The sequence below is a fragment of the Agromyces sp. MMS24-K17 genome, assembly GCF_043950245.1.
Lineage (GTDB): Bacteria > Actinomycetota > Actinomycetes > Actinomycetales > Microbacteriaceae > Agromyces.
Window position 1 is genome coordinate 4043834 of record NZ_CP171640.1, and the last position, 25594, is coordinate 4069427.

Consider the following 25594-nt stretch of genomic DNA (forward strand, 5'->3'; position numbering starts at 1 on the left):
CGCGGGGTCCGGGACGGCGGCGGCACTCCGCGGGTCACTCCGCCGCGGCCGACGCCTTCCGCGCGCGCCGTGCACGGCGGTCCTCGAGCGCCGCGCTCACGACGACCGCCACCGAGAGTGCTGCGAGCACGACCTGCACGACGATGGTCACCGGCGACGGGTCGGTGTCGGCATGCCCGGCCGCGACGACGATCGGCGCCGTGGACTGCAGGTACAGCGAGCAGTCGTCGAGGGCGTGCAGCGCGATCGGCACCCACAGCGAACCCGTCGCCTTGAACGCCGCGTAGTACAGGGCGCCGTTCATCGATGTGACGGCCACCTGGAAGGCGATGCCGCCCGGCTCGACGCCGGCGATCATGCTGCCGACGGTGTGGCTGAGGCCGAACAGCAGCGAGGTGACGAGCAGGGTCACCAGTTCGCCGTGGCGCGCGCGCAGGCTCACCCGCAGGATGCCCCGGTAGAACAGCTCCTCACCCACGCCGATGCCGAGGCAGCCGACGGCGACGAGCAGCACCCACCACGCCGGGCGGTCGCCCCACGGCGTGCCCGCGAGCGTGACGACGGGGTTCACGAGCAGCAGCACGGGCACGGCGAGGAGCCACCAGCGCCGCGGCGGCGTCGCGACGGCGGCGGGCTGCGTCCAGACGTCGGCCCACCAGCCCGACCAGCGGGCGAACCAGAGCCCGGCGCCGATCGCGATCGCGAGCGGGATGAAATGCGAGAGGGCGAACTCGGCCCAGGTCGCACCCTCGGGTGCGAGCGGGCCGAGCAGGTTGCCGAGCCCGGCGGCGACGAGCACGTAGAAGCCGACCGCGACGAGGCCGACCCAGAAGGTGCGGCGCACCCGGTCGTGCGTCGTCGCGGCGTCCGGCGCGACGACCCCCATCAGGCGACGCCCATCAGGCGGCGTCCGCCTCGCTCAATGCGGATGCGTCGGTGGTGCCGGCCTTCGCGCGGCGCCGCTCGCTGACGATCAGCACGATGAGCAGCACGACGCCCGTCGCGATGACCACGTACGTGCTGAACGCCGACAGGAGGCCGAGCGGGCTGCCCTCCACCGGGTACTCGCCGTGCAGGAACAGGGTCGGGTCGGTGCTGGCGTGGATCAGGATCGGCCAGATCAGGTTGCCGGTGACCCGCAGCGCCAGGTACATGCAGATGCCGAACCCGAACGTGTAGACGACCTGGATCAGCGTGACCACCAGGCCCTGGTCGGTCGTGAAGACGTTGCCGAAGTGCAGCGCCGCGAAGATGCCCGCAGAGACGAGGGCGACCGCGATCTCGCCGTGCCCGGCCTTGCGCATGAGGTTCACGACGAAGCCGCGGGTGAGCAGCTCCTCGGCGAAGCCGATGAACAGGCCGGTGAGGAGCCAGGTCGCGACGAGCGTGAACCCGGCCTCGGCGTAGTCGATGCTGAGCAGCGCCGACACGTTGATCGCGAGCACGACGCCGACGCCGACCCACATCCAGCCACGGCCGCGGACGGGCTGCGGCCCGAAGAGCTCGCGCAACCACCCGATCGACCAGCCGAACAGGACCAGGACGACGATCGCCAGGATGATCGGCAGCGCCGTGGCGATGAACACGTCCAGGGCGCCCCCGGACTCGCCGCGAGTCTCCTCGGGGAACACCCAGCCCACCAGCTGCCCCAGGAGCTCGTACACCCCGTAGTAGGCGGCGGCGAGCAGCAGCGCCTTCCAGCCGCCCCCGCGCTCCCAGAACCGCTTCCATGCCGACGACGGTGCGAGATCGTGCACTGGCTCCCCCTGCCTGATGCGGGCCGGCGGAGTCGCGCGACCACGATCGACCCTATCGGGGCCGGGGCGCCCGTGGGCGCCCCGGCCCCCGCACTGCTGCGGGTTGCGGGCTGCGGTCAGGCCGCGGGCTGCTGCGCCCAGAGGTCGGGCCCGAACACCTCGTAGTGGATCCGCTCGGTCGGGATGCCCCGAGCGATGAGCGTGTTCCGCATGGCGCGCATGAACGGCAGCGGACCGCACATGAACACCGTCGAGGCATCCGGCAGCTCGACCTCGCCGAGGTCCATGAAGCCCGGCAGCGCGGGGTGCAGCGTCGGCGCCTCGGCGGCGTCGACCTCGTACCAGTTCTGCGCGCGGGCGTCGTCCATCGCGAGCACCTGGCGGCGCAGCGACGCGTACAGCGCGTGCGTGTCGTGGGCGCGGTCGGCGTGGAACAGCCGCACGGTGCGGTCGGGTTGGCGGCGCGACAGGTCCTCGAGGATCGCCGCGATCGGGGTGATGCCGATGCCCGCGGAGACGAGCACGAGCGGCGCGTCGGTGTCGTCGAGCACGACGTCGCCGGCGGGCTGCGACACGTCGAGCACCGTGCCCGGGCGGGCGTGCTCGTGCAGCCAGGTCGACACCTGCCCGTCGGGGTTGCCGTCGACGCCGCGCACCCGCTTGACCGTGACCCGCAGCGAGTCGCCGCGCGGGCCCGACGAGATCGTGTACTGCCGCGGCTGGCGGGACCCGTCGGGCAGGTCGACCGCGATCGCCACGTACTGGCCGGTGCGGTGCGACGGCACCTCGCCCGCGACGGGGGCGAGCAGCAGCGAGATCACGTCGTCCGACTCGTCGAAGCGCTCGACGACTCGGTACTGCCGCCACGGGTGCTCGGGGTCGGTGCCGCCCTCGGCGTAGAGCGCCGCCTCGGCGGCGATGAGCGAGCAGCCGAACAGCCAGTACACCTCGTCCCAGGCGGCGCGCACCGCGGGGGTGACGGCGTCGCCGAGCACGGTGCCGACCGCGTCGAGCAGGTGTCGGCCGACGATCGTGTAGTCGCGCGCCTTGATGCCGAGCGACACGTGCTTGTGCGCGATGCGGCGCATGACCGGCGAGAAGTCGGGAGCGTCGGGGTCGATGAGCTGCACCGCGAACGCGACGACCGAGGCGGCGAGCGCCTTCGGCTGCTCGCCGACGGCCTGGTTCGCGCGGTTGAACACGCGCAGCAGTTCGGGGTGCGCGGCGAACATCGCCGGGTAGAACGTGCGGGTGATCTCCTCGGCGTGCGCGGCGACCACGCCCGCCGTGGCGCGGACGACCGCCTCGGACTCCGGCGAGAGCGAGAGCTGCATGAAGTTCCTTTCCCTGAGCGGCGCGGATGCGTCGGGTCGAGTCTGGAATGCGGGTGCCCCGAGCCGCTCGCCGTTCCACCGGAGAAATTCGACCGGCCGTAGAATCGTGCGGGTGCCCCGTCGCGTCGGAGACTTCCGCGGTCTCACCCAGCCGAGTCGCATCCGCCTGCTGCGAGCCATCCAGCGGCAGCCCGGCCGCCGGGTGAGCGACCTCGCCGAGTCGTGCGGCCTGCCGCAGAACACGGTGCGCGACCACCTGGCGGTGCTCGAGCGCGAGGGGCTGATCCGCGGCGAGCCGATGCCGTCTCACGGGCGCGGACGCCCGCCGGTCGGCTTCCACCCGGTGCGCGAGGCCGCGTCGAGCGAGGTCGCGCGCTGGCGGATCGCCGAGGCCCGCAGGCGCGGCGCGCTGCTGCGGGCGGCGATGGGCGCGGAGAATGCATCGGGCCCGTCGGATGCCTCGGGCTCGGCGGATGCCTCGGGCTCGGCGGATGCCTCGGGCTCGGCGCCGCTCGACGCCGGTGCCCGCACGCAGCTCGACGTGCTCTACGAGCACCTCGACGACGCCGGCCTCGAACCCGAGGTCGACGAGGCGGCGCTCACCTTCGACCTCGCGCCGTGCCGCTACCACGACCTGCTCGACGAGGACACGGCGCTCGTCTGCGCGACGCACGCGCAACTCGTGCGCGACGTGCTCGGCCAGGTCGACGGACCGCTCGCGCTGCGCCGCGTCGAGCCGTTCGTCACCGCCCACCGCTGCCGCGTCGCGCTGACGTCGGTGGTCGACCCGGGCGGGGTCACCGGCCGATCAGCGCGTTCAGCCAGCCCGGCCCGAGCGCCTGCACGCCCGCCGGCAGGCGATCGCGCAGTCCGCGATCGGCGGTGACGACGACGAGCGGATGCCCCGCTCCCCCGGTCTCGGCCACCTCCACGATCGTCGTGTCGCCGTCGCGAGGAGCGCGCACCACCTCGACGCCGTCGGGCGCCGCGACGCCCTTCGCCTGGCCCTCGACGACGGCGACGACCCGGGCGATCACGGCGGGCGAGGCATCCGGAACCTCGACGACCCGCCCGACCAACGGCACGAGCCGCACGAGCAGTCTGGTCGCGGCGCCGGCTCGGTCGCGCCACCAGCCGTCGGGCGTCGAGCCCATCACGTTCGCGACGTCGACGAGCAGCACGATGCCGGCGGCATCCGGCCGGCCCGTGGCATCCGCCTCGCCGTCCGCTCCCCCGTGCATGGCCGCGAGCGTATCGCGGCCGTCGATCCCGTGCCATCGTCGGCGGCGGGGCGTAGCGTGAGGCGCGGCGGCCGGGGTGCGGCCGCCGGCGAAGGGGGAACACCATGGCCGACGGCGACGTCGAGACCCGCTCGAACCGAGGGCAGTGGGAGAACCACGTGGAGGGCGAGCCGGAACGCTCGCAGAGCTACTCGAGCCGCGAGGAGGCCGTCGACGCCGGCCGCGAGCTCGCCGCGGAGCTCGGCACTCGGCACTCCGTCGTCGACAGCGTACCGACGGGCGTGATCACCGACGAAGATCCCGCGTCGGGCGACGACCGCTGACCGAAGCGGCGATCCGACGATGGACTTCGCGTTCGCCGGCGAGTTGTGGTTCTGGCGCGGTCCGGCGCCGCACCACTTCGTGACCGTCCCGCCCGACGCGTGCGAGGCGATCGCCGAGGTGGCGAGCGCCGTCACGTACGGCTGGGGCATGATCCCGGTCGGCGTGCACGTCGGCGGTACCCGGTGGACGACGTCGCTCTGGCCGAAGGACGGCGGCTACATCCTGCCGGTGAGGGCCGATGTGCGCCGACGCGAGCGCCTCGACCTCGGCGACGTGTTCGACGTGCGGATGTCGGTCGCGGTCTGACGCGACCTGCTGCGCCGCCGGATGCCCCGGCTGGACGCCGCCCGCCCTCCCGCACACCCGCCTGCCTGCCTGCCCGCCTGCCCGCCTGCCCCGCGAGTGTCCAGTTCGTGCGACCCATGCCCGCGCCGAGCCGCAGGAACTGGACACTCGGCGCGGCAACTGTGCGCGGGGGCGACCAGCACGCCCGGCGCGCCCCGCCCGCCCGGCGGCGGATGCCACGACTCAGCTTCGCCCGGACGGCTCCCGCTTGGCCGCAGCCCGGTCGAGCCGGCGTTGCACCGCCGCGGCCCGCGCCCGCGCGGCGATCTCCTTCGCGGTCGGGTCGCCGGGCGACAGCGCGACCCGCAGCGCGTTGCGCTCCCGTGTCGCGGGCCCGTCGTCGAGCCACGCGATGCCGGCGCCCGCGACGAAGGCCACGGCCGCGATCGTGAAGCCGATCCCGGCGTCGGCCCACGACACGTCGAACCAGGCATCCGCGAGCGCGACGATCACCGCCGCCGGCGCCACCGCGGCGACGACCGCCTGGCCGAGGAACACCGTCGCCCGCCCGCCGACGAGGAATCGCTCGGCACGGTCGGCGGGCGCGCGGCGGGCGCGGCCGTCGACGACCCAGCGCGCGGCCGTGATCTCCCGGACGCGCAGCACGATGAGGTTCGCGAGGAGCAGCAGCACGAGCCCGGCGGCCGTCACCGCGATGAGCACGCCGCCGACGAGGCTCAGTCCGTCGATGAACTGCTCGACCGGCTCGTCGTAGTACCGCGGGTCGCACCGACGGCACGGCTGGCGGATCGCGACCGACAGGAACCAGAGTGCCGCCGAGAGCCCGACGGCGATGCCGGCGCCGGCCGTGAGCCACTCGAGCCGGCGCGTCGCCCCGGGCGCGAGGAGGGAGGGCCCGTCGTCGCGGGCCGCGGCCTCGCGCCGCCGCTCCTCGGCCTGGGCGACGAAGCCCTGCCGTCCGCTCCAGTCGTAGGTGAGCGGATGCACCCGCGCGATCCAGCGCGCCTCCGCGGCGATGAGGAGCGGGCGGAGCGCCAGCCACATCACCGTGAGCACGGAGCCCACGCCGAGCATGATCCAGAACTCCTGCTGCTCCGTGGCGCCGCTCTCGGTGAGGACGATGATCCCCGCGATCGCCGCCGCCGAGGCACCCATGAGGCCGACGGCGAGCAGCATCCGTCGCAGCATCCGTGCCGGGGCCGTCGCGACGCGCGCCCGGGCTCGGGCGGCGGGCAGGGCGGGCGCGTCGACCGACGCAGACTCCAGCCGTCGCAGGAACAACGCAGCGTCGGCTGCGAACAAGGCGGGCAGCACGACGCCGGTCGCCGCCGCGATCACGAGGGCAGCACCGGCGCCGGCGCGCGCGAGCAGGTCGAGCTCGATGGCCTCGCTGAGCTCCCAGAACACCTCCTCGCCGACCATGGCCGCGATCAGCAGCGCGACGAACACGATGCCGGCGCCGACGAGGAACCCGAACGACGCGCGCAGCAGCGCGGAGGTCACGGCCGCTCCGCCACCGCCGACGTCGACGAAGCGAGCGGATGCCTCGCCCGCGAGGCGGGCCCGGAGACCTCCGTCACGGGCAGCCTCCCGCGCGAGGGCGCGGCGTTCGGCGCGCGATCGGCGCGGGTGCTGGTCGATGCGGGGCATCCGGGCTCCGGGTGGTGGGGGTCGGGGTTCAGCGTAGCGGCGGCCGTCACCGTCGCCCGCGAGCGCTCAGTCCACGAATGCGACCGCACGCACCGGGGCCCCGTCGGCGTCGACCGGCAGTGGGAACACGCCGATCCGCACCCGCTCGGGCAGCCCATCGAGCCCGCGGAGGTTCTCGACGATCAGCGCGTCCGCGCCGAGCACGAGCGCGTGCACCGGGAAGGCCTCGCCGGCCGCCTCGCGGCCCGTCGGGTCGGGGCTCAGCGTGTCGACCCCGAGCAGCCGCATGCCGCGGCGCAGGAGCTCGCCCGCGGCATCCGGATCGATCGCCGGGTGCGCGACCGCGAGGTCGTCGCCGAAGTGCGCCGCCCACCCGGTGTCGAGCACGACGATGCCGGGCACCCGCTCGGGCAGCCCGCCCGGCAGCGCTGCCTCGATCGCGGCGAGGTCGATGCGCGCTCGGGGTTCGAGCCCGGGCAGGTGCACGACGAGCGCCTCGCCCACGAGCTCGTCGAGCCCGATGCGCCCGGTCGTCCGCCCGCCGGCGACGACGTGGGCGGGGGCATCCAGGTGCGTGCCGCTGTGGGTGCCGAGGTGCAGCGCGGCGACGTCGGCGCCGTCGCGGTCGAGCACCAGCCAGGGCTCGAGGCGCACGGGCGGGTCGCCCGGATAGACCGGCATGCCGGTCGCGATCGGATGGCTCAGCTCACGCACGCCTGCAGTCTCGCACCCGGCCCGCGAGTTCAGCGCACCCGCAGTCCGTCGACCGCCATGCCCATGACCCGGTCGCGCTGCGCGTCGTCGGGGAACGCGACGCCGGCCACCCCGGCGACGAGCCGCACGGCGTCGTCGATGGCGATGTCGGGGCGCACCTCGCCGGCCTCCTGGGCGCGACGCAGCAGCGGCTCGCCCGATTCGTACATGACGGCGCGGCAGGTCTGCAGCAGGTCGGAGTCGCGGTTGAGGCCCTCGAGCAGCACCTTCTTGCGGCCGGCGTAGTCGGCGAAGCGACGCAGCCACGCGGCGAGCGCGTCGAAGGGCGCCAGGTCGTCGGCGAGTTCGTCGGCGAACGAGGTGACCCCGGCGACCTCGTCGAGGTAGACGGCCTCGACGAGCGTGTCGCGGGTCGGGAAGTTGCGGTACAGCGTGCCGATGCCGACGCCGGCGCGACGGGCGATGTCCTCGAGCGAGGCATCCACCCCGTGCTCGGCGAACGCGTCGCCCGCGGCGGCGACGAGCGCGTCGAAGTTGCGGCGCGCGTCGGCGCGCGTCGGCCGGCGCGCCTCGAGCAGCGTGCGCAGCGTCGTGTCGGTCATCGGATCCACCTCATCGGGACATCGTGGTTGCGAAGTGGAGGCTCCCTCCGGTACAGTACCGGAGGCGGCCTCCGATCGGAGTCTCCCTCCAGTATACGCCGCCCCCACCCGCCTCCCTCGTCTTCGGAAAGGCGCTCGATGTCCACCTCCCGTCTCACCTTCCTCGCGGTCGCGACGAGCTTCACCGCCGTGGCCAGCCTCCAATCGCTCATCATCCCCGTGCTCACCACGATCGGCGCCGACCTCGGCGCCGATGCCGTCGGCCAGACCTGGATGCTCACCGCCTGGCTCATCTCCGCGGCAGTCGCCACCCCGCTGCTCGGCCGCGCCGGCGACCTCTACGGCCGCCGCCGCATGTACCTGCTCGCGCTCGGCGCGGTCGCGATCGGCTCCGTGCTCGCCGCGTTCGCCCCGAACCTCGCGATCATGCTGTTCGCCCGCGTGCTACAGGGGCTCGGCGGTGCCGTGTTCCCGCTCGGCTTCGGCCTCGTGCGCGACGCCTTCACCCCCGAGCGCCTCGCCGGCGCGATCGGCGCGCTGTCGGCGATCATGGCCGTCGCGAGCGGCCTCGGCACCGTCATCTCCGGCCCGGTGTCGGCCGCGATCGGCTGGCGCGGGCTGTTCGCGCTGCCCCTCGTGCTGGCCGGGACGGGCCTCGTGCTCGGCTGGCGCGGACTCCCCCGCACGCTCGAGCGCGCCACCGGGCGTCTCAACGGCCTCGCGGCCGTGCTGCTGTCGGGATGGCTCGTCGCCCTGCTCCTCCCCCTCAGCTCGGGCAACCAGTGGGGCTGGGGCTCGCCCGCCGTGCTCACCCTGTTCGCGGTCGCCGCAGTGCTCGCCACGGCCTGGGTCGTCGTCGAGCTGCGGTCGCGCAACCCGCTCGTCGACATGCGCGTCATGCGCCTGACCGCCGTGTGGACGACGAACGTCACCGCCCTCCTCACCGGCGCCGCGATGTTCGGCATGTGGGCCTACCTGCCGCGCCTCGCCGAGACCCCGGTGGCGAGCGGCTACGGGCTCGGAGCGGATGCCGCGACCGCCGGCCTGATCATGCTGCCGATGCTCATCACCATGGCCTCGGTCGGGTTCGTCGCAGGTCCCCTCAGCCGGGTCGTCCCGTTCGCGGTGCAACTCACCACCGGCGCGTTCCTCTCGGCGGCGTCGGCCCTCTCGATCGCGCTGTTCCACGAGAACGTGTGGGCGCTCGCGGCCGCCGCGGCCGTGCTCGGCCTCGGCACCGGGCTCGTCACGTCGTCGACGCCGAACCTCATCGTGCGGAGCGTGCCGGCCGACCAGGTCGGCATCGCGACCGGCATGAACGCGAACATCCGCACCATCGGCGGCGCGATCGGCACCACGGTGTACGCCGCGGCGATCGGCGCTGCGGTCGGCACCGGCGGTCTGCCCGCCGAGTCGGGCTACGTGACGGCGTTCGTCATCGGCGCGTCGCTCGCGTTCGTCGGCGGCCTCGCGCCGCTGCTCAACCGCACGCGCCCGGCGCGCCCCGTCGCGCGGGTCATCCCCGTGGTCGAATCGCCGCTCGAGGAGGTCGCCGAGCTCGCCCCCGCCGGGGCATCCGCCCGGGCCGCCTGAGGCTCGCCTCCCGCGCATCGCCGGAGCCCGGCTCGACCTGTCGAGCCGGGCTCCGGTCGTCTCCGCGCCGGGCGGCGGACCGCGCGGCGCCCCGCGCTCAGGGCAGCGGCAGCGGCGAGCGCGGCTTCGTGATGCCGAAGGCGAACGTCGTCTTGATGGCGGCGATCGACGGGATGGCTCGCAGCTCGCGCCGCATGAGGTTCTCGTACTCGTCGAACGAGGCGACCGCGACCCGCGCGAGGTAGTCGTCGTCGCCGGCGAGCAGGTAGGCCTCGATCACCTCCGGGATGCCCCGCAGCCGCGCCTCGACCTCGTCGACCACCTCGGCGGCGTGCGAGGAGAGGGTGAGGCTCACCCATGCCGTGATCGGCAGGCCGACCGCGACCGGCGCGACCTCGGCGCTGAAGCCGGTGATGATGCCGTCGTCCTGCAGTTGCCGCACGCGGCGCAGGCACGGCGACGGCGAGAGGCCGACGCGGTCGGCGAGCTCCTGGTTGGTCAGGCGCCCGTCGCGCTGCAGTTCGAGCAGGATGTGGCGGTCGATGTCGTCGAGTTCGCGCATGCGACAGATTCTGCCAAACGGCGTGCCTGTCACGGCAGATTCCGCAATCGGCTGCGGCGCCGATCTTCGTACCGTTGCTGCATGTCCTCGCCGAACCAGCGGTGGTCGATCCGGTCGAACCCACGACGTCAGTCCCCGGGCCGCACCCGTCTCCTCGGCGGCGTCGCCCTCGCCATCGCCGTGCTGCTCTGGTCGTCGTTCGCGCTGACCCTGCGCGGCGCGGGCGGGACGAGCCTGACCACGATCGACGTGTCGATGCTGCGCTTCCTCACCCCGCTCGTGATCCTCGCGCCGTTCGTGCCGCGCGCGATCCGGCAGGTGCGGCGCGAGCCGGTCGTGGTCGTGCTGCTCCTCCTGGTCGGCGGGCTCCCGCACTTCCTCGTGTCGGCACTCGGCGGCCACCTCGCGTCGGCAGCGCTCGTCGGACTCATCATCCCGGGCACCGTGCCGGTCTTCGTGACGCTGCTCGCGCTGGCGGGCGCCGGCGCCGGGCCCGGGCGACGCCGGGTCGCCCGACGGCAGCTCGTCGCCGTCGCGGCGATCCTCGTCGGCGTCGGCGCAGCCGCCGCACTGACGGCGTCGAGCGGGTCGCTCGCCGGCATCGGCGTGCTGCTCGCCGCCGGGTTCATCTGGGCCGTCTACACGCTCGCGCTGCGGCGGACCTCGCTCGACGTGAGCAGCGTCGTGCTCGTGGTCTGCGCGCCGTCGGCTGCGATCGCCGTACTCCTCGCCGTCACCGGAGCGATGCCGTCGAGCCTGCTCGCGGGCACTGCCCGCCCCGAGGACGCGCTGCTCTTCGTGCTGCTCCAGGGCGTCGGCACGGGGGTCGTCTCGACGGTCGCGTACGTGGTCGCCGTGCGGAGCCTCGGCAGCGGCATCGCGTCGGCCGCCGGCGCGCTGAGCCCGGTCGTGACCGCGCTCCTCGCGGTGCCCCTGCTGGGCGAACCGCTGACCGCCGGCGTGGTCGTCGCGCTCGCGATCATCGTGGGCGGGGTCGCGCTGTTCAATGCGCCGCCACGGCGGGCGCGCGTGCGCTCGTCGGTCGGGGCATCCGCTGCGGCACCGGCAGGACTCGCCCCCGCGAGGTGATTGTGCCCCGGCGCGAGTCGGAGCATCCTGAGACCATGACTGAACCGATCGACTTCCTCGCCTGGGTGAACATCGATTTCGTGGCCGCCGAGCGGGCGATGCTCGACGGCGACGACCGGCCGCGGCGCGAGATCTGGTCGAAGCAGGAGCCCGTCAGCGCGCTCGGCGCGTGGCGCAACGCGATCGGTCGCGAGCAGCTGGTGGAGGCGTTCGAGGTGCTCGCCTCGACGTTCTCGGACTGCATCGACTACGAGTTCGACCTGCTCTCGTACGAGGTCGTCGGCGACATGGCGTACACCACCGGCTACGAGCGCATCTCGACGTCGATCGACGGCGTGCCGCGCAGCTTCACCCTGCGCGCGACGCAGGTCTACCGCCACGAGGAGGGCGGCTGGAAGGTCGTGCACCGGCACGCGGACACGATCGGATGACGGCCGGATTCACGCTCTGCTGCCTGCTCTGGGCGCACCCCGGTCTCGAGGACGACCTCGTGGCCTACGAGGACGCGGTGCTCGCGCTCATGCCGCCGTACGGCATCGAGGTGCTCGAGCGCGTGCGCAGCGACGCCGGCCCGGAGCATCCGACCGAGGTGCAGCTCTACCGCGTCCCGAACCAGGCCGCCCTCGACGCCTACCTCGCCGACCCGCGCCGCCTCGCCCTCACCCCCGAGCGCGACCGCGCCGTCTCCCGCACCGACCTCTTCGAGGTGCGGCGGCCGGGCGTCGAGACCGACTCGCCGGTCGAGTAGCAAGGACCCGTCCCGAGACCGCGTCACCCGGTCTCGTTACGGCCGCTCCGCTGCCTACTCGACCGCCGGACCAGTGCGGCACGTTCACGGGTTGCACTCTTCAGCCGGATCCACCGAGTTCCTCGGTCACCTCCGCCAGCGCCCCGTAGGAGTGGCCGCCACCCCGGCCCGCGCGAGGTAATGCCCTCGCTCATCCCCCTTCGCCGACCTCGCGAGCCGGCGCATGGCCACCGCTTCCCATCCCTCGCTCCGATCGAACCCGCGCCCGTCGCGGTACCGGGATTCCATTTCCGCGGCGGCGAACACCGCCGCGAACGCGAGCAGCCTCCGGTGCTGGTCGGCGTCGGCGTCGCCCCAGGCGAGGTCGAGCTCGCGCTCCCCGATCGCGACGCCGTTGCGCCGCATGGTGGCGACGGCCGACCGCCCGTCGAGGATGGTCACCTGGAGCAGCCAGGGCGTCGCGTTGAACAGCACCTGGACCACCCAGGCGATCGCCGACGCGATCCCGCTCCCACTGCGGTCGGCAAGCGTGATGAATTCGCTGAGGTCGGCCGAGCCGGACTGCTGCATGTGCCCTCGCAACTCCTCGGAGTAGACCTTGCGCACCTGCAGGAGGGCGTCGATCGACCAGGCCTCGTTCGCCTCGCCATCGGTGGTGATGACCTTCGCATCGAGGCGAGACCGGGTCGCGAGGCCGACGCCGAGGGTCCCGACTGCCGCGTAGGCGAGCGGGGTCGACACGATCAGCCAGGTGAAGAAGTTGTCCTCGGCGAACGCGGTCGTCAGCACGGTGATGATCGGAGTGAGCACGAGCAGGGTCCAGCCGATCGCACGCAGCACCGCGCCGGTGCGTCGCGCCATACGGAGGTTCCGGATGCCCGGGATCAGCGTGATGAGCCGGGCGACCACGGCGAGCGCGAGCCAGGCCACGAGGATGGCGAAGAGCGCGTTGCCGACCGGTGCGAGCACCTCGGTCACGAACCGGTCCCAACCGGCGCCGACGCTCGTTGTCCAGTCACTCAACCGGGTGCCGTCGTCGGTGACGGCGACACATCCGCTCAGCGCGAGCACGCCGCCCGCCGCGGACGTCGCGATCGTCGCCCGCGTCCATCGCCGGGTGCCAGGTGCCGTGGACATGATGCACGCTCGGGGCCAGTATGCCCGGAGCGTCTCCGATCCGCCCCGGGGGCATCCCTGAGTCGGCGTCCCGGGCGTCAGTCGGACACGCCGACCGAGTCGGTGACCGCCGCCCGCGCGCGCGTGAGCCGCTGGCGCACCGCGGCGTCGCTCAGCCCGAGCTCCTCGGCGATGCGACGCGTGGGCAGGTCGTGCCCGTAGCGCAGCTCCATGACCTCCCGCAGCGCGTCGGGCAGCGACTGGATCGCGATCGCGGTCGCGGTGACCCGCTCGCGGTGCTCGGCCTCCGCCTCCGCGCTCGGCGCGAAGACGGTGCCGCCGGGTGCGAGGCCGCCGACCTCGCGCTCGATCTCGTCGAGGAAGGTCCGCTCGCGTCCGCGGCGGCGGAACTCGTCGGCGACCACGCGCCGCGCGATGGTGTCGACCCAGGCGCAGATGGCGGGTTCGTCGGCGCACTGCACCTGGTCGATGTGCGCGATCGCGACCGTCGCGGCCGACTGCGCGGCATCCTCAGCGTCCTCGCGCCGAAGGCCGAGGCTGACCGCGCGCCGTCGCAGCCGGTCGGGCTGCTCGGTGAACATCGTGCGCAGCACGCTCGCCGCGGCAGGGTCGACGCGATCGGATGCCTCGGTCCGCATGGTTCCTCCGTTCGGGTGCGCGGGCTGGGCCGCGGTGGATGCCACTGTCGGCGAGGCTATCCGAAACACGACGACCTAATCGGAAGAGCGATGTCACATCCTCCCCGTTGCGACGTCTCTCTTCTGACGCGTCCTGTCGGTTCGCGCCGAACCGGCCGCCGACCCGCGCGGACGCTGCGTCGTATTGGGGGGACGCAGCGCCCCGCGGGTCGGCGGCCGGCAACTCCGCCCACGTCTGGGGTCTCCCCCTCGCGGCGTCCGCGGGTCTAGCGTGGCGATGAGCGACACGCCCGGGCCATCCAGCCCGCCTCGACCGAGGGGAGCCGTGCATGACCAGCCCAGAGATCCGCGACGTGCGTCGCGGCCTGTTCGTCTTCGTACCCGGGCTACCGCCCCGCAGCCGGAACGAACGACCGCGCTGGGACGAGCTCATCCGCCGCCTCCGTCGCGACCTCGCGCCGAACTGGCGCGTCGAGGTCTTCGACCATGGCCTGACAGCGACCGCCCGGGTCGATCTCGACTCGGTCGTGCGCACCCTCGCGGCGCAGATCCGCGACTGGGCGGGCGAGCTGTCCGACGACGTCGAGCCGCCCGATGCGATCCTGCTCGCCGGGCACAGCTTCGGCGGCGTGCTCGCGCGTGCCGCGTACCTGCTCGATGCGGCGGATGCCACGCCGCCGACGGACACCTCGACACCGGCGAGCCCCGCAGCGCCGGCCTCGTCGACGGACCGAACCGAGGACGCTCAGCCGCCGACGACCGCCTATCGCTGGCCCGGCCTCGTCCGCCGGATCGTGCTGCTCGGCAGCCCGAACTCGGGCTATCGTCAGGATGCCCCGGGCAACCCGCTGGCCTGGCGGCTCGCGTACGCGATCGCGACTCCGTTCGCCGATTTCACGATCGAGAAGGTCCAGGCGGGCGGGTACTGGATCACCGACCTGCGCCTGCGGTGGCTCGACGCCTTCCGGCCCCACCCGGCAGACCGGTCGGACCCGGCAGACCGGTCCGACCCGGCCGACCGATCCGAGCCGGCCGACCGGCCGAAGCGGCCGACCGTCGTGCAGGTGCTCGGCACCGCCGACTCCCTCGTGACCCACGCCGACATCCTCGATCAGCGCTTCATGCCCGGCGCGAAGGTGTACGAGATCCCCGGGCAGACCACGCGGGGCTCATCCGGCTCGACCGCGCACCCGACCCGGAACGCCGATACGAGCAGGTGCGCACGGCGATCCTCGGCCGCGACGACGAGAAGGTGCTCGAGGGAACGCTCCCGCAGCCCGGCCAGACCGCATTCATCCTGCACGGCATCCGAGCGAAGGCGCTCGGCAGCTGGGTGCAGGTGCTCGGCGCGGAGGTCGCGAAGCGTTCGGCAGACACGAAGGTGCTGAGCCCCGACACCGGCTACTTCACGGCCATGGACTTCGCCCTGCCCGGCACCCGCCGCCGCAAGGTGCACGAGTTCCTCGAGCTCTACGGCGACGCGTACGCGAGCCGCGACCCCGACGGGTTCGTCTTCGCGGGGCACTCGAACGGCACGTACATGATGGCGCAGTCGCTCGGGCGGGTGCCCGCGATGCGGTTCGATCGCATCTACCTCGCCGGCACGGTGCTGCCCCGGCGGTTCGACTGGGACCGCCTGTTCCGCGATGGCCAGATCGGCCGGTGGAACGGCTCGACGTGGGAGCCTGGCACGGTCCGCAGCGACCGCGGCGTGACCGATGTGCCGGTCGGCCTGCTGTGTTCGTGGCTGCGCGGGCTCGGCAGCCCCGACGTCGGCACGGCTGGCGTATTCGGATTCGAGCACACCGCGGGCCTGCCGATCGACGAGGCTCGCACGCTCCACGGCGGACATGGCGCGCCGCTCGAACGGCCCGAGCAGCTGGAACGCATCGCCGCGTACCTCGCCACCGGCGCGGAGGCGTCGGTGCTCACGCAGGACGAGAAAGGACCGCCCGAGCGCCGGAGCGAGACGGTGGCCGGCCCGGCGCCGTTCGGCCTCGTGAGCCGGTTCGTCGGCCTGCCACCGGTCGCGTGGGGCGGCCTCGTCGGCGTCGGCGTGCTCGGCGCCGCCGGCCTCGTCCGCCTCGGCCGCGCGCGCGGCGCAGGAGCCGCGATCGGCACTGGCGTCGGCGCCGTCACGCTGGCCTGGGCATTCCTCCGGTCGATCTGAGGCGCCGCCGCGTCACCCCAGCTCGCGCAGCTCCGAGGTGCGCTCGCCTCCCGCGTCGCCCGTGTTCACGGTTCCCGTGCGCTCGATGAGGATGACGGATGCCTCGCGCTCCGCGCGCGGGCAGTGCTCGACTCCCTGCGGCACGACGAACAGCTCGCCGGCACCGAGCACGACGTCGCGGTCGCGCAGCTGGATCACGACCTCGCCGTCGACCACGAGGAACAGCTCGTCGGTGTCGGGGTGCGTGTGCCACACGAACTCGCCATGGAGCTTCACGAGCTTCACGTCGACCTGGTCGTTGAGCGTGGCGAGCCGGTGGGGCTGCCACGGTTCGCGGATCCCGGCGAGGGCGGCGGCGAGGGCGATGGCGTCGGTCATGGGCGCGAGCGTACTCCGCCGGGCGCCTGCCACCTGGTGCCCGGTTGACGCGGGCCGAGACCATCCCCCGCCGCGCCGCCTCAGGAACGGAGGTCGCTCCAGTCCTCGACGAGGAGGCCAGGCACCCGCTCGAATTCGCGGACGTTGTTCGTGATTCCACAGCGGCGGCAGTGGTCGTGGGGCCGATCGCCGAGCTGCGAGAATCGCCCTCAGGTGTCCGGATGGAGGCGATCGATGCGGGAAGACGAGTTCGTCGAGCAGGAGCTCCGGCGCGACCCGAAGGTGGCCGACGAGTGGCTGCGTCAGGACACCCTGATGCACGGCGCGCTGGTCGGCATCGCCATCGTGCTCGTGCAGGCGCTCGTCTCGCAGACGCCGCCGACTCCGCTCGGGCTCACGAGCCTGGTGCTCTTCGCGATCGCCATCCCACTGCTCGCCGCACTCATCATGCTCAACTGGCAGGAGTCGTTCCGCCACCGGCGCGCGTCGTCCCGGGTGGTGACCATCGCCCGGTCGATCGGCGTGGGCGCCGCGTTCGCGGGCATCGTGACGACGTTCTGGGACGTCAGCTGGATCGCCGGCGCGGTGCTGCTCGCGAGCGCGATCGTCGCGATGTTCGTGCACAGCGCCGGGTACGTCGGCGTCGAGGGCCTGCAGCGGTGGTGGCAGGGATCGCGGGGTTCGGGCCGGGGCGAAGCATCCGTGCCGCCCGAGGGCGAGGCAGCCGGGCCGGCTGCGCAGCCCGACGACGTGCCGTTCACGCTCTGCTGCCTGCTGTGGGCCGTGCCGGGCCTCGAGGACGACCTCGTCGCCTACGAGGACCGCGTGCTCGGCCTGATGCCCGACTACCGCATCGAGGTCGTCGAGCGCGTCCGGAGCGACCGCGGCCCCGAGCATCCGACCGAGGTGCAGCTGTACCGGGTCCACGGCCAGGCGCTCCTCGACGCGTACGTCGCCGACCCGCGCCGGCTCGAGCTGACCGCCGAACGCGACCGGGTGATCGCCCGCACGGAGATGTTCCGGGTGCCGAGCGCCTGAGCAGCGGCTACCCCTCCGGGCGGCGCGCCGATCAGCGAGCGATGCGTTCGTCGGCGCCGCGGATGACGAAGGCGACGACGGCAAGCCCGGCGATCCCTGCGACCAAGTAGATGGTGCCGCCGAGCGCGCCCAGCGGACCGGGGGTGCCGTGACCGACGGCGAAGGTAGAGAAGTCCCACAGCCCGTGCAGCACCATCGCCCAGATCAGCGTGCCCGTGGTGCGTCGCAGGATGTAGAAGATCGTGCCGCCGAGGAACGCGAAGCCGACCTGGGTGAGCGTGGTGCCGAGGTCCTGGCCGGTGAGCGCATTGACGAGGTGCATGAGCGCGAACGCGGCCGAGCTGAGGAACCACACCCATCCCTCCCCGAGGCGGCTGCGCAGGCCCACGAGCAGCAGGCCGCGAGTGGTCAGCTCCTCGGTGAACCCCACCAGGATCAGCACGATCGATGCGGCGAAGAAGCCGAGGTCGTAGGAACCCCAGTCGGTGCTGGCGAGGTTGGTCACCAGGGCGACGCCCATGATTACGGGCACGAAGATCGGCCAGCGAACGCTGCGCTTCCGCTCGAAGAGCGCCGGGCGCCACCAGCCGAGCAGGCTCGTCGTGATCGCGAGCAGGATCGCGCCGATGATTAGCGAGAGCCCGGCGCCGAGGAAGAGCGTGCCGCCGTCGTCGCCGAGATCGGTGTACGGAACCCCCGAGAGCTTGCCGACGACGAACACCAGCACGGTGTACGCCAACCAGATGGTCAGTCCGATCCAGATGCGGGGACGAACGCGAAGTGCGGCGACGCGGGTCTCGGACATGGAGGGCCCTTTCAGTGGGTCGGAGTTCCGGCGGTGTCCTCTGGAACCTACCGGTTCGGAGGCGGTGATCGCCCCCGGGACATGCGGCGAAGGCCCGGCCCTCGGGAGAGGACCGGGCCTTCGTGGTGGGGTGGTGGTTTCGACAGGCTCAACCACCGGTGGCGGTTGCTACGCCGCGAGCGGCACCTCGACGGTGGCGCGGGGCACGGATGCCACGACGAGCTTGCCGTCGACCGCGTCGACCGAGACCGCCTCGCCGTCGCCGAGCGCACCCGTGACGAACAGGTCGGCGATGCGGTCGTCGACCTCGCGCTGGATGAGGCGGCGCAGCGGGCGGGCGCCGTACTCGGGCTCGTAGCCGTGCTCGCCGATCCACTCGACCGCGGCATCCGTCACCTCGAAGGTCACCTCGCGCGCGGCGAGCCGCGACACGGTGGCGCCGAGCATGAGACGCACGATCTGCGCGATCTCGGGCTTCGTGAGCTTCTGGAAGATCACGATCTCGTCGATGCGGTTGAGGAACTCGGGCCGCATGGCCTCGCGGAGCTTGCCCATGACGCGCTGGCGGAGGTCCTCCTGCGAGGCGAACCCGTTGGCCGAGGCATCCGTCGACGCCACGAACCCGAGCGCGCCGGAGCGCGACGCGAGGAACTCCGAACCGAGGTTCGAGGTCATCACGATCACCGCATTGCGGAAGTCGACCGTGCGGCCCTGGCCGTCGGTCAGGCGGCCGTCGTCGAGCACCTGCAGCAGCAGGTTGAACACGTCGGGGTGCGCCTTCTCGATCTCGTCGAACAGCACGATCGAGTACGGGTTGCGCCGCACGCGCTCGGTGAGCTGGCCGGCCTCGTCGTAGCCGACGTATCCGGGAGGAGCGCCGACGAGCCGCGACACGGTGTGCCGCTCGCCGAACTCGCTCATGTCGAAGCGGATGATCGCGCCCTCGTCGTCGAACAGCCGGTCGGCGAGCGCGCGGGCGAGCTCGGTCTTGCCGACGCCGGTCGGGCCGAGGAACAGGAACGAGCCGACCGGGCGGCGGGCGTCGCCCATGCCGGTGCGGTTGCGGCGCACGGCCTTCGCGACGGCGGTGACCGCGTCGTCCTGGCCGATGACGCGGGCGTGCAGCTCGGCCTCGAGGGTCGCGAGGCGCTCGCGCTCGCCCTCGGTGAGGCGGTTCACCGGAATGCCGGTGGCGCGCGAGATCACCGCGGCGATCTCGGCTTCGTCGATGACGGTCTCCTGCGCGGTCGCGGTGGCGCGGCCGCTGGCGGATGCCTCGTCGAGCCGGTCCTGCACCTGCTGGATCTCGTCGCGGATGCGGGATGCCTCCTCGTAGTGCTCGGCCGTGACGGCGGCGTTCTTGTCGGCCTCGAGGGTCGCGAGGCGCTCGATGAGGGCGCTGACGTCGACCTTCACGCCGAGCCGCAGCCGCAGGCGCGCGCCGGCCTGGTCGATGAGGTCGATCGCCTTGTCGGGCAGCACGCGGTCGCTCAGGTAGCGGTCGCTCAGCTCGACGGCGGCGCGGATCGCGGCATCCGTGTACTCGACGCCGTGGTGCTGCTCGTACGCGGGCTTCAGGCCGTGGAGGATGAGCACGGCGTCCTCGATGGAGGGCTCGCCGACCTTGACCGGCTGGAAGCGGCGCTCGAGCGCCGGGTCCTTCTCGATGCGGCGGTACTCGCTGAGGGTTGTCGCGCCGACGAGGTGCAGCTCGCCGCGGGCGAGGCGGGGCTTCAGGATGTTTCCCGCGTCCATGCCGCCCTCGCCGCCGCCTCCGGCGCCGACGACGGTGTGGACCTCGTCGATGAACACGATGAGCTCGCCCTGGTGGGCGGCGATCTCCTCCATCGTCTTCGTGAGGCGCTCCTCGAAGTCGCCGCGGTAGCGGGTGCCGGCGAGCATGCCGGGCAGGTCGAGCGAGATGACGCGCTTGCCGAGGAGGGCCTCGGGCACGTTCTCCTCCACGATCGCGCGGGCGAGGCCCTCGACGATCGCGGTCTTGCCGACGCCGGCCTCGCCGATCAGCACGGGGTTGTTCTTCGTGCGACGGCTGAGGATCTCGATGGTCTGCTCGATCTCGTCGACGCGTCCGATCACCGGGTCGAGCTCGCCGTTCTCGGCGCGCTCGGTGAGGTCCATGCCGAACTTGTCGAGCATGGGGGTGCTGCTCTCGTTGGCGCCGTCCGCGGATTGAGCCTGTCGGAATCCCCCACCCTCACCGTCGGCGTCACCATCGGTCTGGATGGTCTCGCGCACCTGCTGCGTCAGCGCCTCCGCGGTCACGCCGGCGCGCGCCAGCACCTGCCCGGCAGGCGCATCCTGCCCGAGCACGAGCGCGAAGAAGAGGTGCTCGGGGTCGATGTACGTCGCACCCGACGAGCGAGCCACCTGGTAACTGTGGAACAGCGCGCGGCTCGCGCTCGGGGTGATGTTCGCCGCGTTGATGTCGGCCGCACCGGTCGCCGCGGGCAGCCGCGCCTCGGTCGCGGTGATGATGCGCTCGACGGATGCCCCGACGCGCGTGATGGCCTGCTTCACCGCATCGTCCTCGACGATGACACGCAGGATGTGCAGCGCGTCGAGGTCGGTCTGGCCGCGCTCGAGCGCGAAGCGTCCGGCACGCTGCAGGATGCTCTGGGTGCGGGCGGTCAGGAAGCGGCTGAGGTCGATCGACCGAGCCTGCCGCGCCTGCTCACCCGCGAGGTACCGGGCAAGAAAATCGTCGAACGAGCTCGAGCCGGCCTCGGGGTTGAAGTCTTCGGGCACCTAGTCCTCCTGGAACTTGAGTTGGGTACGCTCAAGTTCAACGCTCGGAGGGGATGGGTATTCCCGGAGGCTCGCGGGACGTGCGACTCACCCGAGCGAATTGACGACGACCTCGGCGATCACGAACACGCCGAACGCGAGCAACAGCGCACCGCAGACCGCCTCGAGCACGGCCCGCGGGCGCGGGCGCAGAAGGTGATTTCGCGCCCATCCGGCCAGCACCGAGACGACGGACAGCCAGATGATGCCGAGCACGGCGTGGATGGTGCCGAGCAGCAGGCCGAGCCACACCGTGAGGGTCTGGCCGATGAACAGGCCGGGCATGACCGAGAGGTAGAACACGCCGATCTTCGGGTTCAGCAGGTTGGTGAAGAGGCCGGTCGTGAAGGTCCTCCAGGGGGCGAGGGCCGTCCGCGACTCCCCGACGAGCCCGGTCGCGTCCGGCGTCACCTCGTCGGCCGAGATTGGCGCGGGCGCGCTGCGCCACATCTGCGCGGCGAAGATGAACGTGCGCACGGCGAGGTACCCGAGATAGACGCCGCCGGCGATCGCGATGACGCCGTACGCGACCGGGAACCGCACGAGCAGCAGCGCAACGCCCAGCCCGGCGAGCCCGGCCCACACGATCACGCCGCACACGATGCCGAGGGCTGCGATCACGCCGACCTTCCATCCCGCGCGGAGACTCGTGCGGATGACGAACACGGTGTCCGATCCCGGGGCCAGGGTCATCGCCAGGGCGAGCCAGGTGAACGCGAGGATGCCGGCGGTCGGATCGGAGGTCATGCCGTCATGCTGACAGCGCACGGCGGGCGGGCCGGGCGCAAATCCTGACAAACTCGCGTGACTTCGCGCCCGATGCGGACGCCGCGACCTCGCGACCGATGCCGCACCCGAGCGGGCGGCAACGTCGTGGAGTGGTACTCGCGGGCCTGACCACGGTCCCACCGAGTGATCAGCGCGTACCTCACTCCGGCCGCGCGCCCGACATGCCCTCGACGGCGTCCTGGATGCTCTCGGGATCGGCCTCGACCTCCTCAACGTACAGGGTTCCCTCGACGATCAGGCCATCACGGATGCGGAAGAGCGTCACTCCGGGGACGTCGAACGGATCTCCGTCGGGGCGGGTGCCTCGCCACGCCCATTCGCACCAGTTCAGCGGCCCGTCTTGCACCGAGCGGACGACCTCGGCGCGGAAGCCGCCGATGCCCGCGAACATCGCGCCCCAGTTGGCGCGGACCGTCTCGCGGCCGACGAACGCACGGCCCGGATGAGCGGGCTGCCGGCTGTCGTACTCGGGGTGGAAGAGCGAAACCATCCGGTCGAGGTCATGGGCGTTCATCGCGGCCGCCAGCTGCTCGATGACGTCGGCCGGGTCGCGGGACGACTGCGTCGCGCCTTCCATGCGCCCCAGCATGCTCTGCCGGCGGGCCGCTGTCACCGTGTGCGCTCGTATCGCGCATCGTCGAGCCGACCGATCCGGCGGCGAACGGGCCGGCCCGTGACATCCCGCCGCCACCCGAGTAGCGTCCGACGGTCCCACCCCGCCGACGAGGAGGCATCGCCATGGCCGAAGTCCTGATGGGTGGTCGCCCGGGACGGCACACCCGCAACCCTGGAGCGATTCCGCATGTCGCGCGAGCGTTGGCACGACGTACGCGCCAGCCATCGGCCCCACCTCGGGGCTCCCGTAACGCGTGAAGGCGTCACGGCATTGCGCGAGCACCTCGACGCGGTATCCGAGGCGCGCTGAAGCACCGCTCAGCATGGCAGGCGCCGAAGACGGCGATCACGAGGCTCGGTCTCCCGGGTGCGCCCGTCGGCACCGAGACTCAGCGGTACCCGGGATGCGGGAATCCGACCAGCCCGCGCAGGTTCACCTCGTCCTCGCTGGTCTCCACCGCCGCTGCTCGCAAGGCCCGGTCCGCGTCCATGAGACGCTTGGCCACCTCGCCCCAGTCACGCGCCATCAGCGGTTCGCGAATCACCCGATGCGCGACGGAGATGGCGCCGTTCGCATTGAGCACCGACGCCGCGAGCCCGGTCTGGTCGACGTCGTGCCGCCTCCCCTGCCAGATGAGTTCCGTCGTGACCGCACCGCTGAACATCGAGACGCGCGCGGTCGCCTCGGCGAGCAGTCCGTCCGCGCTCGCATGTTCCTCGGCCGCCTCGCGAGCCAGGTAGCGGATGACCGCCAGGTTCTCGAGCGCCAGCGCGCAGGTCGCGAGCGTGAAGGGGATCGGCAGCCCGCTCCGGGCCTGGACGCGGACCGTCAGCAGCGCGGCGAAGAGATCGCAGATGAATTCGTCCCACAGGCGCGGCCGCTCGACCATGCGGCGGAGCAACTCGAGGTGCGAGTGGTAGCGATCGGGCCACGAATCGGATGACTCGCGTGCAGGCAGCCGGAAGACGTCGACGATCGCGTCGTAGGCGCGGCGTTCGTCCGCGAATCGTCCCGGGAGCGTTGTGCTCCGCATCTTCGCCAGGAGCTCGAATCGAGACAGGTAATCGCGCACGTGGAGGTCGATCGTCTCGCGGAAGAAGGCCTCAGCGCCCTGGTTCTGGAGGATCGTGTGGAAGATCTCGTGAGCGAGGATGAAGAGCACCTGCCCGTCCATCATCGAGGCGAGCGTGTCCAGTTCGCGGCGGGTCGCTTCTCGCCCGCCGCGGTATCGCATGACGAGCTCATTCGCGAAGAGGCCGACGGCGGCCGCATCCAGGCGACGATCCTCCAGCACCAGCCGGCGCGCGAACTCCTTCAGCAGGAGCACGTCGACCAGGTGCGTCGGCGACTCGAGGACGACATGGTGCGTCAGCGAGAGCAGGTCGCTATGCAGCCCCTGATCGAACACGAGGCTGTGGATCCCATGCGGCGACCTCGGCCCGGGATAGATGGTGTGGGTGAACCCCCGCACGCTCGACATCACGATGAGTTCGGGCGGCACGAGCGCCCGGTGATGCTCCGGGAGCGCCTGCCACAGCGCGTCGAACATGCCCTCGATCATGCGCCGGTTCGTCGGTTCGACCCGTGAGATGCAGTCGAATCCGTAGGCCGTCGTGAGCAGGCGTTCCACCCTCCCCATCAGCCGGCCCGCCCGTCTACTTCTTGTCGAGCGCCTGCATGATCTTCACCACGTCATCAGCGCTCGCGCCCTTGATCTTGGTTCCCTTGCGGATGACCTCGAGCGACTTGCGGGCCGACACGCGCGCGTTCATCCAGGCCTTGAAGAACGGCAACGTGGTGGCGGAAGCGACGATCAGGATCTGGGCGACGGTGTCGCCGTCGAACGGATGCACCATCTGCACCTCTTCGTCTTCGGCGGCGATGGCGATCAGCTCGGCGAGGTCGTCCACGTCTCCCTCGGGCACCTGCACGATCACGAACTCGTCCATAGTGAGGATTCTTTCACTTTGGGGCGCATCGGTCGAGGCTTCGAACGGCGACACCCGTGGCATCCGCCACACTGCGACGGCGCTCCCCGCCGCCCAGGTCACCCCACCGGCACCACCCGCTCCACGACCTGATCCACCACCCGCCGCACCGCGTCCTCCCCGAGCAGACCGGGCATGGTCAGGTGCTCCAGCAGCAGCCCGGTCATCGCGAGGTAGAGCACGAGCACGGTCGAGGCATCCCCCGGGAACCCACCGTCGACGTGATCCGAGGTGGCGCCGGCGAGGTTGCCGGCGAAGTGCTTCGTGACGGCGGGCGCGAGGCGCGGGTTGCGCGTCGCTTCCAGGCGCAGCTCGAACAGCGCGAGGTGGGCCGACCGGTCGCCCATGGCGCGTTCGACGAGCCAGTGCATGAGGTCGCGTTCGGTGTCGCGGGTGCGGCCGGCGGCCAGGCGGGCGGCCACCTGGTCGGGGTCGGGCGTGAGCCGTTCGAAGACGTGGGTGGCGAGTTCGTCGACGAGTTGGTCGCGTGAGGTGAAGTAGTTCGACGCGGTGCCGGCGGGCACGCCGGCGGAGCGGTCGACCGCTCCGAATGTGAGCCCGCGACTCCCCTGCCCGGCCAGCACCTCGACCGAGGCATCCAGCAACTGGCGTCGTCGCTCGGCGTTCCGAACCATCCGCCCCGACCTCCTTCAGAACCTGTTGACTCTTCAACCACTATAGCTATAGTGGTTGCGAACGGCGGCACCGAGGCCGCCACGAACCAGAAGGATCCATGCGAACCCTCACCTACTACATCTCCCTGTCGATCGACGGCTTCATCGCCGGCCCGAACGACGAGGTCGACTTCTTCCCCGGCTCCGAGGACTACCTGGCGTGGATGGTCGGCGACTACGGCGACGCGCTGCCCTCGGCGGCGCGCGAGCAGTTCGGCATCGCGGATGCCCCGCTCAGCCGCTTCGACACCATCGTCATGGGCCGCCGCACCTACGACCCCGCGCTGCAGGTCGGCATCACGTCGCCCTACGCGCACCTGCGCCAGGTCGTCGTTTCCCGCAGCCTCGAGCAGGCCGACCCGTCGGTCGAGATCGTGTCGGATGACCCGCTCGAAGCCGTCCGCGCCCTGAAGGCCGAGGAGTCCGGCCTGGGCATCTACCTCGCCGGTGGCGGGCGCCTCGCGGGGCAGCTGCTCGACGAGATCGACGAACTCGTCATCAAGCGCTACCCGGTCGTCGCGGGCGCCGGGTTGCCGGCGCTCGGTCCCGACTTCTCACCGACGGTGTTCAAGCTCGACGACGTGCGGTCGTTCAGCGGCGGCAACGTCGTGGAGTGGTACTCGCGGGCCTGACTGC

General features: G+C 72.2%; 29 protein-coding genes. 11 read left to right on the plus strand and 18 right to left on the minus strand.

Annotated elements, in window-relative coordinates:
• Window positions 1-34: 34 nt before the first annotated feature.
• The 3 genes from ACGGZK_RS18510 to ACGGZK_RS18520 form a co-directional block, all read right to left on the minus strand.
• Window positions 35-886, minus strand: coding sequence for a lysostaphin resistance A-like protein (locus ACGGZK_RS18510; protein ID WP_395244090.1), 852 nt, complete (start codon window positions 884-886; stop codon window positions 35-37).
• 13 nt (window positions 887-899) lie between these two features.
• Window positions 900-1757: a lysostaphin resistance A-like protein gene (locus ACGGZK_RS18515; protein ID WP_395244091.1), complete on the minus strand. Its 858-nt coding sequence runs from the start codon at window positions 1755-1757 to the stop codon at window positions 900-902.
• A gap of 116 nt (window positions 1758-1873) precedes the next feature.
• Window positions 1874-3091: a globin domain-containing protein gene (locus tag ACGGZK_RS18520; protein WP_395244092.1), complete on the minus strand. Its 1218-nt coding sequence runs from the start codon at window positions 3089-3091 to the stop codon at window positions 1874-1876.
• A gap of 112 nt (window positions 3092-3203) precedes the next feature.
• On the opposite strand from ACGGZK_RS18520, the gene ACGGZK_RS18525 reads away from it, so the two are divergent.
• Window positions 3204-3977 carry a helix-turn-helix domain-containing protein gene (locus ACGGZK_RS18525; RefSeq protein ID WP_395244093.1) on the plus strand — a complete coding sequence of 258 codons (774 nt, stop codon included), beginning with the start codon at window positions 3204-3206 and terminating at the stop codon, window positions 3975-3977.
• Here the strand turns inward: ACGGZK_RS18525 and ACGGZK_RS18530 are convergent.
• The gene (locus tag ACGGZK_RS18530) at window positions 3889-4332 is read right to left on the minus strand and encodes a hypothetical protein (protein ID WP_395244094.1); all 444 of its coding nucleotides are present in this window, start codon (window positions 4330-4332) and stop codon (window positions 3889-3891) included. The two genes, ACGGZK_RS18525 and ACGGZK_RS18530, sit on opposite strands and share 89 nt — an antisense overlap.
• A 104-nt stretch (window positions 4333-4436) precedes the next feature.
• On the opposite strand from ACGGZK_RS18530, the gene ACGGZK_RS18535 reads away from it, so the two are divergent.
• Complete coding sequence (locus ACGGZK_RS18535; protein ID WP_395244095.1) at window positions 4437-4655, plus strand: DUF2188 domain-containing protein; 219 nt, start codon at window positions 4437-4439, stop codon at window positions 4653-4655.
• Between the two features lie 19 nt (window positions 4656-4674).
• Window positions 4675-4962, plus strand: coding sequence for a DUF1905 domain-containing protein (locus ACGGZK_RS18540; RefSeq protein WP_395244096.1), 288 nt, complete (start codon window positions 4675-4677; stop codon window positions 4960-4962).
• 222 nt (window positions 4963-5184) lie between these two features.
• On the opposite strand, the gene ACGGZK_RS18545 is transcribed toward ACGGZK_RS18540, so the two are convergent.
• The 3 genes from ACGGZK_RS18545 to ACGGZK_RS18555 form a co-directional block, all read right to left on the minus strand.
• Window positions 5185-6612, minus strand: a complete 1428-nt coding sequence (locus ACGGZK_RS18545; protein ID WP_395244097.1) for a hypothetical protein — start codon at window positions 6610-6612, stop codon at window positions 5185-5187.
• 66 nt (window positions 6613-6678) lie between these two features.
• Window positions 6679-7326, minus strand: coding sequence for a cyclase family protein (locus ACGGZK_RS18550; protein WP_395244098.1), 648 nt, complete (start codon window positions 7324-7326; stop codon window positions 6679-6681).
• A 29-nt stretch (window positions 7327-7355) separates the two neighbouring features.
• Complete coding sequence (locus tag ACGGZK_RS18555; RefSeq protein WP_395244099.1) at window positions 7356-7928, minus strand: TetR/AcrR family transcriptional regulator; 573 nt, start codon at window positions 7926-7928, stop codon at window positions 7356-7358.
• 138 nt (window positions 7929-8066) lie between these two features.
• Between ACGGZK_RS18555 and ACGGZK_RS18560 the strand changes: the two genes are divergently transcribed.
• Entirely contained in the window at window positions 8067-9521 is a 1455-nt protein-coding gene (locus ACGGZK_RS18560) for an MFS transporter (RefSeq protein WP_395244100.1), read from the plus strand.
• Window positions 9522-9618: 97 nt separating this feature from the next.
• Here the strand turns inward: ACGGZK_RS18560 and ACGGZK_RS18565 are convergent, their stop codons facing one another.
• Window positions 9619-10083: an Lrp/AsnC family transcriptional regulator gene (locus ACGGZK_RS18565; protein WP_395244101.1), complete on the minus strand. Its 465-nt coding sequence runs from the start codon at window positions 10081-10083 to the stop codon at window positions 9619-9621.
• Window positions 10084-10164: 81 nt separating this feature from the next.
• Here ACGGZK_RS18565 and ACGGZK_RS18570 point away from each other — a divergent pair, with 81 nt between their 5' ends.
• Genes ACGGZK_RS18570 through ACGGZK_RS18580 form a run of 3 tightly spaced genes read left to right on the plus strand, consistent with a single transcriptional unit; the run spans window position 10165 to window position 11920 of the window.
• A complete protein-coding gene (locus ACGGZK_RS18570; RefSeq protein ID WP_395244102.1) occupies window positions 10165-11172 on the plus strand; it encodes a DMT family transporter in 1008 nt (335 codons plus the stop codon).
• Window positions 11173-11207: 35 nt separating this feature from the next.
• Window positions 11208-11603, plus strand: coding sequence for a nuclear transport factor 2 family protein (locus tag ACGGZK_RS18575; protein WP_395244103.1), 396 nt, complete (start codon window positions 11208-11210; stop codon window positions 11601-11603).
• A complete protein-coding gene (locus ACGGZK_RS18580; RefSeq protein WP_395244104.1) occupies window positions 11600-11920 on the plus strand; it encodes a hypothetical protein in 321 nt (106 codons plus the stop codon). Before ACGGZK_RS18575 ends, ACGGZK_RS18580 begins: the two co-directional genes overlap by 4 nt.
• Window positions 11921-12046: 126 nt before the next feature.
• On the opposite strand, the gene ACGGZK_RS18585 is transcribed toward ACGGZK_RS18580, so the two are convergent.
• Together ACGGZK_RS18585 and ACGGZK_RS18590 are read right to left on the minus strand one after the other, a co-directional pair.
• Window positions 12047-13057: a hypothetical protein gene (locus tag ACGGZK_RS18585; RefSeq protein ID WP_395244105.1), complete on the minus strand. Its 1011-nt coding sequence runs from the start codon at window positions 13055-13057 to the stop codon at window positions 12047-12049.
• Between the two features lie 77 nt (window positions 13058-13134).
• Entirely contained in the window at window positions 13135-13740 is a 606-nt protein-coding gene (locus tag ACGGZK_RS18590; RefSeq protein ID WP_395244106.1) for an RNA polymerase sigma factor, read from the minus strand.
• Between the two features lie 284 nt (window positions 13741-14024).
• On the opposite strand from ACGGZK_RS18590, the gene ACGGZK_RS18595 reads away from it, so the two are divergent.
• A complete protein-coding gene (locus ACGGZK_RS18595; protein ID WP_395244107.1) occupies window positions 14025-15083 on the plus strand; it encodes a hypothetical protein in 1059 nt (352 codons plus the stop codon).
• Window positions 15077-15865 carry a hypothetical protein gene (locus tag ACGGZK_RS18600; RefSeq protein ID WP_395244108.1) on the plus strand — a complete coding sequence of 263 codons (789 nt, stop codon included), beginning with the start codon at window positions 15077-15079 and terminating at the stop codon, window positions 15863-15865. The genes ACGGZK_RS18595 and ACGGZK_RS18600 overlap by 7 nt, the downstream gene beginning before the upstream one ends.
• A gap of 12 nt (window positions 15866-15877) precedes the next feature.
• Here ACGGZK_RS18600 and ACGGZK_RS18605 read toward each other — a convergent pair whose 3' ends face one another.
• A complete protein-coding gene (locus ACGGZK_RS18605) occupies window positions 15878-16243 on the minus strand; it encodes a cupin domain-containing protein (RefSeq protein WP_395244109.1) in 366 nt (121 codons plus the stop codon).
• A 234-nt stretch (window positions 16244-16477) separates the two neighbouring features.
• On the opposite strand from ACGGZK_RS18605, the gene ACGGZK_RS18610 reads away from it, so the two are divergent.
• Window positions 16478-17281 carry a hypothetical protein gene (locus ACGGZK_RS18610; RefSeq protein WP_395244110.1) on the plus strand — a complete coding sequence of 268 codons (804 nt, stop codon included), beginning with the start codon at window positions 16478-16480 and terminating at the stop codon, window positions 17279-17281.
• A 31-nt stretch (window positions 17282-17312) separates the two neighbouring features.
• Here the strand turns inward: ACGGZK_RS18610 and ACGGZK_RS18615 are convergent, their stop codons facing one another.
• The 7 genes from ACGGZK_RS18615 to ACGGZK_RS18645 all read right to left on the minus strand — a co-directional run bounded on the left by ACGGZK_RS18615 (window position 17313) and on the right by ACGGZK_RS18645 (window position 24919).
• Window positions 17313-18086, minus strand: a complete 774-nt coding sequence (locus ACGGZK_RS18615) for a lysostaphin resistance A-like protein (RefSeq protein ID WP_395244111.1) — start codon at window positions 18084-18086, stop codon at window positions 17313-17315.
• A 168-nt stretch (window positions 18087-18254) separates the two neighbouring features.
• Window positions 18255-20852 (minus strand): ATP-dependent Clp protease ATP-binding subunit, encoded by a 2598-nt coding sequence (locus ACGGZK_RS18620; protein WP_395244112.1) that lies wholly within the window; start codon window positions 20850-20852, stop codon window positions 18255-18257.
• An 87-nt stretch (window positions 20853-20939) separates the two neighbouring features.
• Window positions 20940-21638 (minus strand): LysE family translocator, encoded by a 699-nt coding sequence (locus ACGGZK_RS18625; protein ID WP_395244113.1) that lies wholly within the window; start codon window positions 21636-21638, stop codon window positions 20940-20942.
• Window positions 21639-21819: 181 nt separating this feature from the next.
• Window positions 21820-22293, minus strand: coding sequence for a nuclear transport factor 2 family protein (locus ACGGZK_RS18630; RefSeq protein WP_395244114.1), 474 nt, complete (start codon window positions 22291-22293; stop codon window positions 21820-21822).
• Window positions 22294-22684: 391 nt separating this feature from the next.
• Window positions 22685-23926, minus strand: a complete 1242-nt coding sequence (locus ACGGZK_RS18635) for a hypothetical protein (RefSeq protein ID WP_395244115.1) — start codon at window positions 23924-23926, stop codon at window positions 22685-22687.
• A gap of 25 nt (window positions 23927-23951) precedes the next feature.
• Window positions 23952-24245 carry a hypothetical protein gene (locus ACGGZK_RS18640; RefSeq protein WP_395244116.1) on the minus strand — a complete coding sequence of 98 codons (294 nt, stop codon included), beginning with the start codon at window positions 24243-24245 and terminating at the stop codon, window positions 23952-23954.
• Window positions 24246-24343: 98 nt separating this feature from the next.
• A complete protein-coding gene (locus ACGGZK_RS18645) occupies window positions 24344-24919 on the minus strand; it encodes a TetR/AcrR family transcriptional regulator (protein WP_395244117.1) in 576 nt (191 codons plus the stop codon).
• 98 nt (window positions 24920-25017) lie between these two features.
• On the opposite strand from ACGGZK_RS18645, the gene ACGGZK_RS18650 reads away from it, so the two are divergent.
• Window positions 25018-25590, plus strand: coding sequence for a dihydrofolate reductase family protein (locus ACGGZK_RS18650; RefSeq protein WP_395244118.1), 573 nt, complete (start codon window positions 25018-25020; stop codon window positions 25588-25590).
• Window positions 25591-25594 lie beyond the last annotated feature (4 nt).

What these genes read in the sequence shown, in the direction of transcription:
- ACGGZK_RS18510 (WP_395244090.1), bottom strand. Translation starts at nt 886, where the DNA reads ATGGGGGTCGTCGCGCCGGACGCCGCGACGACGCACGACCGGGTGCGC.
- ACGGZK_RS18520 (WP_395244092.1), bottom strand. Translation starts at nt 3,091, where the DNA reads ATGCAGCTCTCGCTCTCGCCGGAGTCCGAGGCGGTCGTCCGCGCCACG.
- ACGGZK_RS18530 (WP_395244094.1), bottom strand. Translation starts at nt 4,332, where the DNA reads ATGCACGGGGGAGCGGACGGCGAGGCGGATGCCACGGGCCGGCCGGAT.
- ACGGZK_RS18535 (WP_395244095.1), top strand. Translation starts at nt 4,437, where the DNA reads ATGGCCGACGGCGACGTCGAGACCCGCTCGAACCGAGGGCAGTGGGAG.
- ACGGZK_RS18540 (WP_395244096.1), top strand. Translation starts at nt 4,675, where the DNA reads ATGGACTTCGCGTTCGCCGGCGAGTTGTGGTTCTGGCGCGGTCCGGCG.
- ACGGZK_RS18545 (WP_395244097.1), bottom strand. Translation starts at nt 6,612, where the DNA reads ATGCCCCGCATCGACCAGCACCCGCGCCGATCGCGCGCCGAACGCCGC.
- ACGGZK_RS18555 (WP_395244099.1), bottom strand. Translation starts at nt 7,928, where the DNA reads ATGACCGACACGACGCTGCGCACGCTGCTCGAGGCGCGCCGGCCGACG.
- ACGGZK_RS18560 (WP_395244100.1), top strand. Translation starts at nt 8,067, where the DNA reads ATGTCCACCTCCCGTCTCACCTTCCTCGCGGTCGCGACGAGCTTCACC.
- ACGGZK_RS18565 (WP_395244101.1), bottom strand. Translation starts at nt 10,083, where the DNA reads ATGCGCGAACTCGACGACATCGACCGCCACATCCTGCTCGAACTGCAG.
- ACGGZK_RS18570 (WP_395244102.1), top strand. Translation starts at nt 10,165, where the DNA reads ATGTCCTCGCCGAACCAGCGGTGGTCGATCCGGTCGAACCCACGACGT.
- ACGGZK_RS18575 (WP_395244103.1), top strand. Translation starts at nt 11,208, where the DNA reads ATGACTGAACCGATCGACTTCCTCGCCTGGGTGAACATCGATTTCGTG.
- ACGGZK_RS18580 (WP_395244104.1), top strand. Translation starts at nt 11,600, where the DNA reads ATGACGGCCGGATTCACGCTCTGCTGCCTGCTCTGGGCGCACCCCGGT.
- ACGGZK_RS18585 (WP_395244105.1), bottom strand. Translation starts at nt 13,057, where the DNA reads ATGTCCACGGCACCTGGCACCCGGCGATGGACGCGGGCGACGATCGCG.
- ACGGZK_RS18595 (WP_395244107.1), top strand. Translation starts at nt 14,025, where the DNA reads ATGACCAGCCCAGAGATCCGCGACGTGCGTCGCGGCCTGTTCGTCTTC.
- ACGGZK_RS18605 (WP_395244109.1), bottom strand. Translation starts at nt 16,243, where the DNA reads ATGACCGACGCCATCGCCCTCGCCGCCGCCCTCGCCGGGATCCGCGAA.
- ACGGZK_RS18610 (WP_395244110.1), top strand. Translation starts at nt 16,478, where the DNA reads ATGCGGGAAGACGAGTTCGTCGAGCAGGAGCTCCGGCGCGACCCGAAG.
- ACGGZK_RS18615 (WP_395244111.1), bottom strand. Translation starts at nt 18,086, where the DNA reads ATGTCCGAGACCCGCGTCGCCGCACTTCGCGTTCGTCCCCGCATCTGG.
- ACGGZK_RS18625 (WP_395244113.1), bottom strand. Translation starts at nt 21,638, where the DNA reads ATGACCTCCGATCCGACCGCCGGCATCCTCGCGTTCACCTGGCTCGCC.
- ACGGZK_RS18640 (WP_395244116.1), bottom strand. Translation starts at nt 24,245, where the DNA reads ATGGACGAGTTCGTGATCGTGCAGGTGCCCGAGGGAGACGTGGACGAC.
- ACGGZK_RS18645 (WP_395244117.1), bottom strand. Translation starts at nt 24,919, where the DNA reads ATGGTTCGGAACGCCGAGCGACGACGCCAGTTGCTGGATGCCTCGGTC.
- ACGGZK_RS18650 (WP_395244118.1), top strand. Translation starts at nt 25,018, where the DNA reads ATGCGAACCCTCACCTACTACATCTCCCTGTCGATCGACGGCTTCATC.